The organism is Neobacillus niacini (assembly GCF_019749295.1).
Classification (GTDB): Bacteria; Bacillota; Bacilli; order Bacillales; family Cytobacillaceae; genus Neobacillus; species Neobacillus niacini_D.
Genome location: NZ_JACWFG010000004.1, coordinates 65,172 through 79,857 on the forward strand (window position 1 = coordinate 65,172; position 14,686 = coordinate 79,857).

At 38.8% G+C, this 14,686-nt stretch carries 17 protein-coding genes and 1 riboswitch; all 17 genes read left to right on the forward strand.

The window, feature by feature from the left end:
• Positions 1-41: 41 nt before the first annotated feature.
• Complete coding sequence (locus H0184_RS07895; RefSeq protein WP_221823196.1) at positions 42-398, forward strand: arsenate reductase family protein; 357 nt, start codon at positions 42-44, stop codon at positions 396-398.
• A gap of 84 nt (positions 399-482) precedes the next feature.
• Positions 483-866 carry a glycine cleavage system protein GcvH gene (gene gcvH / locus H0184_RS07900; protein WP_221823198.1) on the forward strand — a complete coding sequence of 128 codons (384 nt, stop codon included), beginning with the start codon at positions 483-485 and terminating at the stop codon, positions 864-866.
• A gap of 113 nt (positions 867-979) precedes the next feature.
• The gene (locus tag H0184_RS07905; RefSeq protein ID WP_095250799.1) at positions 980-1,219 is read left to right on the forward strand and encodes a YusG family protein; all 240 of its coding nucleotides are present in this window, start codon (positions 980-982) and stop codon (positions 1,217-1,219) included.
• Between the two features lie 131 nt (positions 1,220-1,350).
• Positions 1,351-1,707, forward strand: a complete 357-nt coding sequence (locus tag H0184_RS07910; RefSeq protein WP_221823200.1) for a toprim domain-containing protein — start codon at positions 1,351-1,353, stop codon at positions 1,705-1,707.
• A 3-nt stretch (positions 1,708-1,710) separates the two neighbouring features.
• Entirely contained in the window at positions 1,711-2,016 is a 306-nt protein-coding gene (locus tag H0184_RS07915) for a thioredoxin family protein (protein ID WP_221823203.1), read from the forward strand.
• A 127-nt stretch (positions 2,017-2,143) separates the two neighbouring features.
• Entirely contained in the window at positions 2,144-2,500 is a 357-nt protein-coding gene (locus H0184_RS07920; protein WP_221823204.1) for a hypothetical protein, read from the forward strand.
• A 31-nt stretch (positions 2,501-2,531) separates the two neighbouring features.
• Positions 2,532-3,848 (forward strand): O-acetylhomoserine aminocarboxypropyltransferase/cysteine synthase family protein, encoded by a 1,317-nt coding sequence (locus H0184_RS07925; protein ID WP_221823206.1) that lies wholly within the window; start codon positions 2,532-2,534, stop codon positions 3,846-3,848.
• Between the two features lie 124 nt (positions 3,849-3,972).
• A riboswitch (SAM riboswitch) is annotated at positions 3,973-4,079 on the forward strand.
• Positions 4,080-4,242: 163 nt separating this feature from the next.
• Positions 4,243-5,268 carry a methionine ABC transporter ATP-binding protein gene (locus H0184_RS07930; RefSeq protein ID WP_221823207.1) on the forward strand — a complete coding sequence of 342 codons (1,026 nt, stop codon included), beginning with the start codon at positions 4,243-4,245 and terminating at the stop codon, positions 5,266-5,268.
• Positions 5,261-5,926, forward strand: a complete 666-nt coding sequence (locus H0184_RS07935; RefSeq protein ID WP_221823208.1) for a methionine ABC transporter permease — start codon at positions 5,261-5,263, stop codon at positions 5,924-5,926. Before H0184_RS07930 ends, H0184_RS07935 begins: the two co-directional genes overlap by 8 nt.
• Positions 5,927-5,942: 16 nt before the next feature.
• Positions 5,943-6,779, forward strand: coding sequence for a MetQ/NlpA family ABC transporter substrate-binding protein (locus H0184_RS07940; protein WP_221823209.1), 837 nt, complete (start codon positions 5,943-5,945; stop codon positions 6,777-6,779).
• 428 nt (positions 6,780-7,207) lie between these two features.
• The gene (gene sufC / locus H0184_RS07945; RefSeq protein ID WP_221823210.1) at positions 7,208-7,993 is read left to right on the forward strand and encodes a Fe-S cluster assembly ATPase SufC; all 786 of its coding nucleotides are present in this window, start codon (positions 7,208-7,210) and stop codon (positions 7,991-7,993) included.
• A gap of 24 nt (positions 7,994-8,017) precedes the next feature.
• Positions 8,018-9,328, forward strand: coding sequence for a Fe-S cluster assembly protein SufD (gene sufD / locus H0184_RS07950; RefSeq protein WP_221823211.1), 1,311 nt, complete (start codon positions 8,018-8,020; stop codon positions 9,326-9,328).
• Positions 9,328-10,557: a cysteine desulfurase gene (locus H0184_RS07955; protein WP_221823212.1), complete on the forward strand. Its 1,230-nt coding sequence runs from the start codon at positions 9,328-9,330 to the stop codon at positions 10,555-10,557. The genes sufD and H0184_RS07955 overlap by 1 nt, the downstream gene beginning before the upstream one ends.
• A complete protein-coding gene (gene sufU, locus H0184_RS07960) occupies positions 10,547-10,987 on the forward strand; it encodes a Fe-S cluster assembly sulfur transfer protein SufU (protein WP_221823213.1) in 441 nt (146 codons plus the stop codon). Before H0184_RS07955 ends, sufU begins: the two co-directional genes overlap by 11 nt.
• A 51-nt stretch (positions 10,988-11,038) precedes the next feature.
• On the forward strand, positions 11,039-12,436 hold the full coding sequence (sufB, locus tag H0184_RS07965) for a Fe-S cluster assembly protein SufB (RefSeq protein WP_221823214.1): 1,398 nt from the start codon (positions 11,039-11,041) through the stop codon (positions 12,434-12,436).
• Positions 12,437-12,994: 558 nt separating this feature from the next.
• Positions 12,995-13,840 (forward strand): DUF72 domain-containing protein, encoded by an 846-nt coding sequence (locus H0184_RS07970; RefSeq protein WP_221823216.1) that lies wholly within the window; start codon positions 12,995-12,997, stop codon positions 13,838-13,840.
• Between the two features lie 17 nt (positions 13,841-13,857).
• Positions 13,858-14,679 (forward strand): sulfite exporter TauE/SafE family protein, encoded by an 822-nt coding sequence (locus H0184_RS07975; protein WP_221823218.1) that lies wholly within the window; start codon positions 13,858-13,860, stop codon positions 14,677-14,679.
• The last annotated feature ends 7 nt before the right edge of the window (positions 14,680-14,686 follow it).

Consider the following 14,686-nt stretch of genomic DNA (forward strand, 5'->3'; position numbering starts at 1 on the left):
ATTGACGTCATTGATGTTTGTGCAAAGGAGGGTGGAAACAGATGTCTCTTACTTTTTACTGGTATCCGAAATGTGGTACATGCCGTAATGCTAAGAAATGGCTTGATGCACATCAGCTTTCCTACAAAGAAATACATATTGTTGAAAACCCGCCGTCAAAGGCAGAACTTCGGGAGTATTACGAAAAAAGCAACCTTGAATTAAAGAAGTTCTTTAATACGAGCGGACAAAAGTATCGTGAATTGGGTATTAAGGATAAAATATCCACTGCTTCTGAAGATGAGCTGCTAGATTTGTTAGCCTCGGATGGGATGCTAATCAAAAGACCATTAGTTAGTGATGGAGAAAAAGTAACAGTAGGATTTAAAGAAGAAGAGTATGAGAAGATGTGGTTATAAGCATAATCAATACTTTTCAAAAAGGCAGCAGGGATAAATTGATATATGTGCTGAAGATTTAGAAATTAATGGAGGGATTTTGAAATGACTACACCAAAGGAATTGCGTTATTCTGAAGAACATGAGTGGGTAAAGGTTGAAGGAGAAACAGTCCGTGTAGGGATTACTCACTTTGCACAATCTGAGTTAGGCGACATCGTGTTTGTTGAACTTCCTGAAGTTGGCGATGAAGTGACTGCAGATGAGCCATTTGGCAGTGTTGAATCTGTTAAAACAGTTTCAGAATTATATGCTCCGTTAAGCGGTAAGGTTGTTGCCATTAACGAAGATTTAAGTGACAGCCCTGAATTCGTGAACGAATCTCCATACGAAAAAGCATGGATGATTGTGATCGAGCCTTCTAATAGCAGTGAAATAGAAAACCTAATGACTGCAGAGCAATATGAAGAAATGATTAAAGAAGATTAGTATTACAAAACACCTTGTTTATCAAGGTGTTTTTTTATGGAGAAAATTAGCACCATGTAACTTCTAAAACTAGGAGATACTAGAATAAACTTTAATTAAAAGGGGCTCTTGGTATGACATTGAAACAACAGAAAATTGATGTGACAGATCGAGTAGTTGGTAAAATGAAAAATGGTGAGATGGAGTTATTTCTTGATAATACGCCAATTGGTAAGATTCAGCTGCCAGGAGACATGACCTTCCAGCTAGATCAGCGATTTGAAGTAGAACAACGGAAAATATTTCAGAATGTAACAGTGACGGAACAGCCAGATGCAAAATATACGGATTGTGATGATGGTGGATGGTGCTAGCAGCTTATAACTGAGCAAACACCTATTATCATAAAAATAATCGTGGTATAGTTAACATATTCACACGATATTAAATTTATTGAATATGTTAACATCAAACAAATAACTTTCGATTGTATAGGTGATGAATGATGAATGATACGTATGGTGATAAAGTTCTGATTGTCGAAGGAAAATCAGATAAGAAAAAGGTTAAAAGTATTCTGAAGGAACCCATGGAGATAGTCTGCACAAATGGGACAATCAGCATGACGAAATTGGATGAATTGATTGATACACTTGAGGATAAAGACGTTTATATTCTCGTTGATGCTGATGACGCTGGTGAAAAGCTTCGTAAACAATTAAAAAGGGAGTTCCCTCAAGCGGAACATATCTATATTGACAGAATGTATCGTGAAGTTGCAACAGCACCAGTTTATCACCTTGCCACAGTCCTCTTAGGTGCAAATATCGATGTTCATTCTGAATTTTTAGAGATGGGTTAAAAAATGACCGATTGGAACCTTGATGAGGTATCATCATTCTTAAAAAATCATTCATCTGGACTCATTTACTTCTATACTCCTTTATGTGGTACTTGTCAGGTAGCATCCAGAATGCTCCAAGTCATTGAAAATATGGTTGATGTGAAAATAGGAAAAGTGAATTTGAACTTTTATCCTGAAATGGCAAAGCAATTTGAAGTAGAAAGTGTTCCCTGCCTGTTATTAATTAAAGACGGCAACGTGATCGATCAGATTTATGCTTTTCAATCAGTTCCGTTCTTATATGAAAAAGTAAAAACAATCGTCTAAAAACAGATGCCTGGCGTCTGTTTTTTTTTGTTTGATAAACGAGAAATTTGTCGATGAAAGAATGAAGGAGTTCTAATCATTTAACTTGAATATATAACAGAATGGAGTGTAAATGGAGTGATGGAAAATGGAAGAAATGATACAAGTATTCCTTTCTGCTATCAGAAAACAGTCTCACGTCTTAAAGTTGATTGAAAACTTGGATGTTCTAAAGATAAAACTGATTAGCGATAATGCTGAGGAGATTCTTGTTTTTCATCGTGGTGAAGTTTTCTTACTCGTCGACAATGATGAAAGTGCTGGAACTTATGTGATAAGTGGTGAGCGGAATTCCATTTATAGCCTGCTTCAAGGGAAAGAAAAATTAAGGAATCTAATTCACTATAAAAAGCTTAACATAACCGCACCATTTCGCACTATATTACTAATCGAATCGATTTTTTACTTAACAAGACCAGAAGAGAAGTATTCAATTATTTCTTAAAATGATTATAAATTTAGAGGAGTGTTTTAGTATGGGGGAAAACAAAAAAAATTATCGTTTTGAAACATTAAGTGTCCATGGAGGCTTAGCTCCAGATCCAGTTACAGGAGCACGCGCGGTACCAATTTACCAAAACAATGCATATCAATTCAAAAACACAGAACATGCTGCTAATCTATTTGCACTTAAGGAAACGGGATACATATATACGCGCATCCATAACCCAACCACGACGGTTTTCGAAGACAGAGTTGCATTATTAGAAGGCGGAGTGGGAGCACTTGCAGTAGCGAGCGGAATGGCTGCGATTACTTTGGCTATTTTAAATATTGCTGAAGCAGGAGATGAAATAGTTTCGGCCTCCAATTTATATGGCGGAACATACAATTTATTTGCAGTTACCCTTCCGAAATATGGAATTAAGGTTAAGTTCGTAGATCCTGAAAATCCAGAAAACTTCCGTGCAGCAATTACGGATAAAACAAAAGCGGTGTTTGCAGAGACTATTGGTAATCCTTCTTTAAGAATTCTTGATATTGAAAAAGTTGCGGACATTGCCCACGAGGCAGGAGTTCCATTAATAATTGATAATACATTTGCGACACCATATCTTTGCAGACCAATAGAATACGGTGCTGATATTGTCATTCATTCAGCAACAAAATGGCTTTTAGGTAATGGAACAACAACTGGTGGGATTATTGTAGACGGCGGGAAATTCGACTGGAATTCAGCTAAATTCCCAGGCTTTACGACTCCAGATTCAAGCTATCATGACCTTGTTTACGCCGAAGCATTAGGTGCTGCTGCTTATATTGTTAAGGCACGCGTACAGCTATTGCGTGATTTAGGACCTGCTTTAAGTCCACAAAATGCGTTTCAATTCACCCTTGGACTTGAAACCCTTCACGTCCGCATGAAAGAACATATTTCTAATACAAAGGCAGTAGTGGAATATTTATTAAATCATCCTGCAGTAGAATGGATTTCGTATCCAGGGCATAACTCGCATCCTGATTATGCATTAGCTAGTAAGTATTTGCCAAAAGGAGCAGGATCGATGATTGTTTTTGGTATTAAGGGTGGAAGAGAAGCAGGAGCAAAATTGATTGATTCAATTACCCTGTTTGCCCATGTAGCCAATGTTGGCGATGCGAAAAGCCTGATTATTCATCCTGCCAGCACGACTCATCAGCAGCTTGATGCAGAAGGACTAAAGGCAGCTGGAGTTTCGGAAGATTTAATTCGTCTTTCCATTGGGATTGAAAATGTAGAGGATTTAATAGAAGACTTAGAAGCTGCGATTGAGACAGCAACAGGTGTCGCATCATTAAAAGCAAAAGCCTAAAAAGAGTGTATTCATAATTGTAGAAATTTTCGTTGACACCAATTTTTATCCATGTTAAGATAACTTTCGTACTAAAACAATTGCTTAATCAATCAACGTGTAAATTGAATATAGAATGCTATAACTCTTATCAAGAGTGGTGGAGGGATGTGCCCGATGAAGCCCGGCAACCGTCAATATTTATTGAAATGGTGCCAATTCACACAAAGCGGATGCTTTGGAAGATGGGAGAAAGGTCTTTATTTATGATGCCTTTCTGCCTATGCAGAAAGGCTTTTTAATTTTCTAATATAAGAATGTTTTATGCACAACAGTCAAACCCTATATTTAAGCAGTATGGTTTAGTTGGAATTTTTGTCATTCATATTTTATTGGATAAAAAGTAGGTGATGGAATGATTTCTATAAAAGATGTCGGGAAGGTTTTCCCTTCTAAGCAGGGGCAGCTGAAGGCAGTCGATGGTGTTAACTTAGAAATACATCAAGGAGAAATTTTTGGTGTTATCGGATATAGTGGTGCAGGAAAAAGTACGTTAATTCGAATGCTAAATGGTCTAGAGCTTCCTACAGAAGGATCTGTTACCGTTGCTGGCCGCGTTATTTCAAAGATTAGAGGCAGTGAACTTAGGAAAGCACGCCAGGAAATTAGTATGATTTTTCAACATTTTAACTTGCTTTGGTCAAGGACGGTCAGCGAAAATATTGCTTTTCCTTTAGAAATCGCTGGAGTTACCGGTGCAGAAAGGCAGAAACGGGTAAACGAACTGATTAAATTAGTCGGCCTTGAGGGAAGAGAAAATGCGTATCCATCACAGCTTAGCGGCGGACAAAAACAGCGTGTAGGAATAGCCAGGGCACTCGCTAATAATCCTAAAGTTCTGCTTTGCGATGAAGCCACTTCTGCATTAGATCCGCAGACGACTGATTCTATCTTGGATTTATTAGTTGATATTAATAAAAGACTTGGCTTAACCATTGTCTTAATCACACATGAAATGCATGTTATTCGAAAAATTTGTCACCGTGTAGCCGTTATGGAAAGTGGTAGAATCGTAGAACTGGGTCAGGTGTTAGATGTTTTTAAAAACCCACAGCAGTCCATAACAAAACGATTTGTACAGCAGGTAACGGAACCTGAAGAAACCAAAGAAACGATTGAGCATTTACTCGAACGTTATCCGTATGGAAAGGTGGTTCAGCTCTCGTTTGTTGGAGAGGCAGCAGAACAGCCATTGATTACCACTCTAATCAGGGATTTTGACGTTGTCGTAAACATTCTGCAAGGGAAAATTTCACACACTCAAAACGGGTCCTACGGTACTTTATTTATACACTTAGATGGTAAGGCAGAAATTATTCAGAAAGCCATTAATTATATCCACTCTCAACAAGTCGGTGTGGAGGTGATTAGTAATGGCTAGCTTTTTCGAAATGGTAAAGTGGGATCAGTTATGGGAGGCAACGCTTGAAACCCTTTATATGACTTCCATTTCAGTGTTTACTACATTCATCTTAGGAATAGTTCTTGGTTTGCTGCTATTTCTAACAGATAAGGGTAATTTATGGGAAAACAGATCGGTAAATGTTATTATTGCCGCCTTTGTAAATATTTTTAGATCCATCCCCTTTATTATCTTAATAGTTTTATTAATTCCTTTTACAAAATTATTGGTTGGAACCATGCTTGGTGCAAATGCAGCGCTGCCTGCCTTAATTATTGGAGCGGCCCCTTTTTACGCCAGAATGGTGGAAATTGCTCTTAGGGAAATCGATAAAGGTGTTATTGAAGCATCACAATCAATGGGAGCAACACATGGTCGTATTATCTTTAAAGTATTAATACCGGAATCCTTGCCTGCATTAATTTCAGGGCTTACGGTTACAGCTATTTCATTAGTTAGTTTTACAGCAATGGCTGGAGTAATCGGAGCAGGGGGGCTTGGACATTTTGCCTACCTTGAAGGATTTCAGCGCAATAGACCCATTGTAACGTTAGTTGCAACGGTTGCCATTTTAATTTTGGTTTTTATCATCCAATTTATTGGAGATTATTTTACAAAAAGAACAGATAAACGATAACAGGAGGAGTTAGAGTATGAAAAAAGTATTTAGTTTAATTATTATCGCATTAGCAGCATTTGTCCTGACAGCTTGCGGCGGCGCTAAAGACGATAGTGCAGATAACGGAGGAGAAAAAGGAAACAAAAAGTTAGTTGTGGGAGCATCTGCTGTACCGCATGCAGAAGTGTTAGAGGCAGCAAAACCATTATTAGAGGAAAAAGGCATTGATCTAAAAGTACAAGTTTTTCAAGATTACATCCTGCCAAACGTAGCTTTAAGAGATAAAGAACTTGACGCAAACTATTTTCAAACACCAGGTTATTTAGAATTGCAAATGGAAGAAAATAAGGACTTCGACTTTGTAAGTGTAGGCGGCGTTCATAAGGAACCAATCGGAATTTATTCTAAGGAATTCAAAAGCTTAAATGACCTTCCAAAAGGTGCGAAAATTATTATGAGTGATTCACTAAGCGACCATGGACGTATTTTACCTATTTTTGAAAAAGAAGGATTAATTAAGCTTAAAGAAGGCGTTGGAGCGAATGCAAGAGTAGAGGATATTGTGGAAAATCCAAAGGACCTTGATTTCTCAACTCTAATTGAAGCAAAACTATTAGCTTCTTCTTTCGAGAGCGGTGAAGGTGATGCAGTCGTTATTAATACGAACTATGCATTAGAAGGCGGAATCGACATTGGGAAGTATGGGATTGCATTTGAAGGCGATGACGTAGTACCAGCAAACCTTGTTGTCGTTCGCTCTGAGGACAAAGACCGTGAAGAGATTAAAACACTTGTAGAGGTTCTTCAATCAGAAGAAATTAAAAAATTCCTGGAAGAAAAATACCAAGGTGCTGTTATTCCAGGAGAATAATATTCAAAATGGACTAAAATAGATACTTATAAGAAGAAAACAGAAAGCCAGTGATAATGATTCACTGGTTTTTCTGTTTATATACATGAATTCAATTTGATAGGTAAAAATAGGTAAGAAATAATAATGCGCTAGCCTTGGCAAACTAGAGAAAAATAAGTTATGATTTAGTTCGTATGTGAATACATAAAGCGGTCACAAGATATAAAATGCTGAATTAACATACTCCTTTATTGCTTATGCATTCTCATTTAGTTTGGGGTTAGTGAAAATAAAAATTCTTTTTCTTTTCGGTATCGTTATTACTGTTTATGAGTTGCTAACAGATTCTATTTGTTATAAGATTGTAATGAGAATAAAGTGAGAATGAATTTTGGGCCAACGTTTAAGGCTTCAAGATACAAAATTATCTTTGCGGAGGTATATATATGGCTGGATCAACATTAACTATCAAAGATTTACATGTAGCAATTGATGAGAAAGAAATTTTAAAAGGTGTAAACCTTGAAATAAAAGGTGGAGAAATTCACGCAATCATGGGACCAAATGGTACTGGTAAGTCTACTCTTTCTTCTGCCATTATGGGTCATCCTAAGTATGAAGTTACTAGCGGTTCTATCATGCTGGATGATGAAAATGTTCTTGAAATGGAAGTAGACGAACGTGCACGTGCAGGTCTATTCTTAGCAATGCAATATCCAAGTGAAATTAACGGTGTTACAAACGCCGATTTCTTGCGTTCTGCGCTTAATAGCCGTCTAGGTGAAGGAAATGAGATTTCTTTAATGAAGTTCATCCGTAAAATGGATAAACAAATGGAATTCCTTGAAATGGATCTTGATATGGCACAACGTTACCTGAATGAAGGATTCTCTGGTGGAGAGAAAAAGCGTAATGAAATTCTTCAATTAATGATGCTTGAGCCAAAAATTGCAATTTTAGATGAAATTGACTCTGGGTTAGATATTGACGCATTGAAAGTGGTTTCAAAGGGAATCAATCAAATGCGCGGAGAAGATTTTGGCTGTTTAATTATCACCCACTATCAACGACTTTTAAACTATATCACTCCTGACCATGTGCATGTAATGATGCAGGGCCGCATTGTGAAATCTGGCGGACCAGAACTTGCACAACGCTTAGAAGCAGAAGGATATGACTGGATCAAGCAAGAACTTGGAATCGAAGATGAAACAGTTGGGCAAGAAGCGTAAGAGTTTAGCGTTAGGAGGATAATCATGACAACAGAAACGAATTTATCATTTGATAAAGATTTTGTTCGTTCTTTTTCAAAAGAAATGAACGAGCCTGCTTGGATGGAGGAATTTCGTCTAAAAGCTTTTGAATTGAGCGAGACTCTGCCAATGCCAAGGCCTGATAAAACAAAAATTGATAAGTGGAACTTCACTCAATTTGATACTCATACTGTGAAAAGCAGCAGTTTTTCATCACTTGCTGAACTTCCTGAAGAGGTAAAAGCATTAATTGGTGATGAAGCAGCAGCTAAAAATTTATATATCCAGCGTAATCATACACCTGCTTATATTTCTCTAACAGAGGAGTTAAAAGGGCAAGGGGTTATTTTTACAGATATCTTTACGGCCATTCGTGAACACAGCGAACTTGTACAAAAATACTTTTTAACAGAAGCAGTTAAGACTGATGAACATCGTCTAATTGCCTTACATGCAGCACTTGTAAATGGCGGAGCATTCTTATACATTCCTAAAAATATTGAAGTTAAAGAACCTATCCATTCTATTTATTTACATGATCATGCAGATACGAACCTTTTCAATCATGTCATTGTCGTTGCGGACGATAATAGTTCCGTAACATATGTAGAAAACTATCTGTCAACACTTGAAACTGCTAATAGTGTTTTTAATATTGTGACAGAAGTAATCGCAAATGCTGGTGCGAAAGTTCAGTATGGTGCGGTGGATACTCTTGCGAAGGGCATCACAACCTACGTAAATCGTCGTGGTTCAGCAGGCAGAGATGCTCGAATTGAATGGGCTCTTGGTTTAATGAATGAAGGTAATACCATCTCAGAAAATACAACCAACCTTGTTGGCGATGGTGCTTACGGAGATACCAAAACGGTTGTTGTAGGACGTGGCGAACAAACACAAAACTTTACAACAAAGGTAGTTCATTTTGGTAAAAACACTGAAGGTTATATTTTAAAGCATGGTGTTATGAAGGATAGCGCTTCGTCCATTTTTAATGGAATTGGCCATATCTTACATGGTGCTTCAAAATCGAATGCAGAACAGGAATCACGTGTGCTTATGCTTAGTGAAAAAGCACGTGGCGATGCAAACCCAATTCTTCTTATCGATGAAGATGATGTAACAGCGGGACACGCTGCATCAGTTGGACGTGTGGATCCAGTGCAGCTTTACTACCTAATGAGCCGCGGAATTCCGAAGAAAGAAGCAGAACGCCTGGTTATTCATGGCTTCCTTGCACCTGTAGTTAATCAGCTTCCTATCGAAGGAGTTAAAAAGCAATTAACTGCAGTAATTGAAAGGAAAGTACGATAATGAATGTCCTTGATATTCGTCGTCAATTCCCTATTTTAGATCAGGAAGTAAATGGAAACCCACTTGTCTATCTAGATAGTTCTGCAACTTCTCAGAAACCGATCCAAGTCATTGAGACAATGGAAAAATATTATAAAGAAATCAATTCCAATGTTCATCGTGGTGTTCATACGCTAGGAACTAGAGCGACAGATGCCTACGAAGGAGCTAGAGAAAAGGTTCGTAAGTTTATTAATGCAAAGTCTACCCAGGAGGTTATTTTTACCCGGGGTACGACAACTGCATTAAATACGGTTGCGGCTAGCTATGCGGCTGAAAACCTCAGTGCAGGTGACGAAATTGTCATTACCTATATGGAACACCACAGCAACATTATTCCTTGGCAGCAGGTTGCAAGACGGACCGGAGCAACGTTAAAGTACATCCCGCTTCAAGAGGATGGAACGATTTCTCTTGATGATGTGCGGGCAACGATAACGGCCAATACCCGTGTAGTTTCTGTCATGCAGGTATCGAATGTACTGGGAGTTATTAACCCTGTTAAGGAAATTGCCCAAATTGCTCATGAGAATGGTGCGATTATGGTGGTCGATGGGGCACAAAGTGCACCACATATGAAAATAGATGTTCAAGATTTAGATTGCGACTTCTTGGCTTTTTCTGGGCATAAGATGTGTGCTCCCACTGGTATCGGAGTGTTATATGGGAAAAAGCATTTGTTAGAAAAAATGGAACCCATTGAATTTGGCGGTGAAATGATCGATTTCGTTCATTTACAAGAATCTACATGGAAAGAGCTTCCATGGAAGTTTGAAGCCGGAACACCAATCATTGCAGGGGCCATAGGTCTTGGAGCAGCAATTGACTTTTTAAATGAAATTGGCTTAGATAATATTGCAAATCATGAGCATAAGCTGGCAGAGTACGCGCTGGATAAAATGTCTTCAGTTCCTGGAATGACAATTTATGGACCTTTAGACGCTTCCAAACGTGCAGGTCTTGTTACCTTTAATATTAGCGATGTGCATCCTCATGATGTCGCTACTGTACTAGACGCTGAGGGCATTGCTGTCCGTGCAGGACATCATTGTGCCCAGCCATTGATGAAATGGCTAAAGGCATCTGCAACGGCTCGTGCAAGCTTTTACTTATACAACACGGAAGACGATATTGATAAGCTGGTTGAAGGACTTGTGAAAACAAAGGAGTATTTCAGCGATGTCTTCTAATAATTTAGATAATTTATACCGTCGGGTAATTATGGACCATTATAAAAATCCACGAAATCGCGGAATTTTAGAAGATGGCAGTCATACGATTAATATGAACAACCCTACATGCGGAGATCGAATTCAATTAACTTTCAAGGTTGAAGATGGAGTTGTGATCGATGCAAGATTTGAGGGAGAAGGCTGTTCCATTTCAATGTCATCTGCTTCAATGATGACCCAAGCGATTAAAGGAAAAAAAGTAGAGGAAGCGATCAAGCTTTCGAAGATTTTTTCCGATATTATGCAGGGGAATGAATATGATGACGATATCGATTTAGGTGATATTGAAGCACTTCAGGGAGTTGCAAAATTTCCAGCACGTATTAAATGTGCCACATTAGCGTGGAAGGCAATGGAAAAAGGATTAACTGAAGAGGAACAAAAGTAAAACATGAGGGGAGTTTTAAACCCCTTTCGTTTAAGAAGGAGGAACAGGTCGATGGCGAAGAAAATGCCGGAAATCGGAGATTATAAATACGGTTTTGCCGATAAGGACGTTTCTATATTCAGATCAAAACGTGGTTTAACAAGTGAAATTGTAGAAGAAATTTCAAAGCTAAAGAATGAACCACAATGGATGCTTGATTTTCGTTTGAAATCTTTAGAGCATTTTTATAAAATGCCAATGCCTCAATGGGGCGGAGATTTAGGTTCGTTGAACTTTGACGAAATCACATATTATGTAAAACCATCTGAGAAATCGGAAAAATCTTGGGATGAAGTCCCTGAAGAAATTAAAGCAACATTTGATAAACTTGGGATTCCTGAAGCAGAGCAAAAGTATCTTGCTGGTGTATCTGCTCAATATGAATCCGAGGTTGTTTACCATAATATGAAGGTAGAACTTGAAGACTTGGGCATTGTTTTTAAAGATACTGATTCTGCTCTTAGAGAGAATGAAGATATCTTCCGTGAGCATTTTGGAAAAACAATCCCGCCGACAGATAACAAGTTTGCTGCACTAAACTCCGCAGTATGGTCAGGTGGATCATTTATATATGTTCCAAAAGGAGTTAAAGTAGATACTCCTTTACAAGCTTATTTCCGAATTAATTCTGAAAATATGGGACAATTTGAGCGTACTTTAATTGTTGTTGATGAAGGCGCACATGTTCATTATGTCGAAGGCTGTACAGCACCAGTTTATACAACAAATTCACTTCACAGTGCAGTTGTAGAGATTGTTATTAAGAAAGATGCTTACTGCCGTTACACAACAATCCAAAACTGGGCAAACAATGTATTTAACCTAGTTACCAAGCGTGCTGTTTGCGAAGCAAATGCCACAATGGAATGGATTGATGGTAACATTGGTTCTAAGTTAACAATGAAATACCCTGCTGTCATCTTAAAAGGTGAAGGCGCTCGTGGTATGACATTATCCATTGCGATTGCAGGTAAAGGTCAACACCAAGATGCAGGAGCAAAGATGATTCACTTAGCTCCTAATACGTCTTCTACGATTGTGTCTAAATCAATCTCTAAGCACGGCGGTAAAGTAACATACCGTGGTGTCGTTCACTTCGGACGTAAAGCAGATGGCGCACGTGCAAATATCGAATGCGATACGTTGATTATGGATAATCAGTCAACATCTGATACCATTCCATACAACGAAATCTTAAACGATAACATTTCACTTGAGCACGAAGCAAAGGTTTCTAAAGTATCTGAAGAGCAGCTCTTCTACCTAATGAGCCGTGGTATCTCAGAACAAGAAGCAACTGAAATGATCGTAATGGGCTTCATCGAGCCATTTACAAAAGAACTTCCAATGGAATACGCAGTCGAAATGAACCGTCTCATCAAGTTCGAGATGGAAGGTTCTATCGGTTAATAAATGTTGGTCCGCTTGCCTCCGTTGGCAAGCGGATTTTTGCGTTTAGTTGCGGATGGCGGGAATTAGTTGCGGATGGCGGGAATTAGTTGCGGATGGCGGGAAATTAGTTGCGGATGGCGGGGAATTAGTTGCGGATGGCGGGAATTAGTTGCGGATGGCGGGAATTAGTTGCGGATGGCGGGAATTAGTTGCGGATGGCGGGAATTAGTTGCAGATGGCGGAAATTAGTTGTGGATGGCGGGAATTAGTTGCGGATGGCGGGAAATTAGTTGCGGATAAGCGAGATAACTCTCGGATAGCGGAAAACACTCTCGGATAAGCAGAGATAACTCTCGGATAGCGGAAAACACTCTTGGATAGCGGAAAACACTCTTGGATAGCGAAAAACACTCTCGGATAGCGAAAAACACTCTCGGATAGCGAAAAACACTCTCGGATAAGCGGAGATAACTCTCGGATAGCGGAAGACACTCTCGGATAACAAGAAAATACTCTCGGATAGAAAAAAGCAGCAATTAGGGTTATGCTATTATTAGCATGTGGAGGTGATCGTAGTTGATTTATATAGGTGTAACAGGCTGGGGAGATCATGACAGCTTATATCCGGGTCAAATCTCTCCACGTGATAAGCTAAAAGAGTATGCAGGACATTTCCCGACAGTTGAAGTGGATACTGCTTTTTATGCCATCCAACCGAAGCGGAATGCAGTTAAATGGGTAAACGATACACAAGACTCTTTCCAATTCATCGTGAAGGCTTACCAGGGGATGACAGGACATCAGCGTGGTGAAATCCCATTTGCAACAAAGGAGGAAATGTTTCACGCCTTTAAAGAATCGTTAGAACCATACATAGAAGCAAATAAATTAGCCATGGTACTTTTTCAATTTCCACCATGGTTTGATTGTAAACAGGAGAATGTTGACTATTTAAGATGGTGTAAAGCACAAATAGGGGATATACCCAGCGCACTTGAATTCAGGCACCAATCTTGGTTTACTCCCCGTTACCGCCAGCATACATTGCAATTTATGAAAGAGGAAAAGTGGATACATAGTATTTGTGATGAGCCGCAATCTGGTGATGGGTCAATACCAGCTATATTAGAGACAACTGATTCTGAAAATCTATTGATTCGGTTTCATGGACGTAACGTTCACGGCTGGCAAAAACGCCAAGATAGTGATTGGCGTGAAGTCAGGTACCTTTATCGATACAATCAGCAAGAACTTCAAGAATGGGCAGACATAATCCAAAGGTTAACCAAGGAATCCAAAAACCTCTATGTCCTATTTAATAACAATTCTGGCGGAGATGCAGCAGATAATGCAAAAGAAATGATAAACCTCTTAGGGATAAAATATGATGACCTTGCTCCTAGACAGCTTGATTTATTTTAGTGTAAAGGAGAAAAATAATGGAATGGATTGTTTTAATAGTAATAGGAATTGCAGGTAGTTCCTTAGGGAGCTTAATTGGACTAGGCGGAGGGATCGTGATTGTTCCTTCGTTACTCTTTTTAGGCTCTTTATCGGGATTTGGTTATATCTCTCCTCAGACAGCTGTGGGGACTTCACTCTTCACCATGATTTTTACCGGGCTTTCTTCGACGTTAGCTTATATGAAACATAAAACGGTCGACTATAAAAGCGGCTTGATTTTTTTGATTGGAAGCGGTCCAGGGAGTATCCTGGGAGCATGGGTTACGGAGATTTTAAACTTAAAATCATTCAATTTATTTTTTGGCATTTTTATCATTTTTGTTTCATTTGTTCTGCTTTTAAAAGACAAACTAAAACCCATTCCATTTCGCAAAGAAAAGGGTATTGTCAGGAGTTACACCGATAATTCAGGGAAACTCTTTGAATATGGCTTTAACCCTTTAGCGGCCGTCGTTATCTCTTTCGCGGTCGGATTTTTATCAGGAATATTAGGTGTTGGCGGCGGATCGTTAATGGTTCCGACAATGATTCTATTCTTTTTCTTTCCTCCCCATGTTGCAACAGCAACATCTATGTTTATGATTTTGCCAACCTCCATTCTAAGCTCTATTACCCACATCACGCTAGGGAATGTGGATTGGCTGCTGGCATTGGCATTGGTTCCAGGGGCATGGATTGGGGCGAAGGTTGGAGCCTATTTAAACATGAAGCTAAAAAGCAAAACGATTGTTTTATTATTACGAACCATATTAATTATCGTTGGCATACGATTAATTTATCAAGGTATTATTGGCTAAGAAGGAA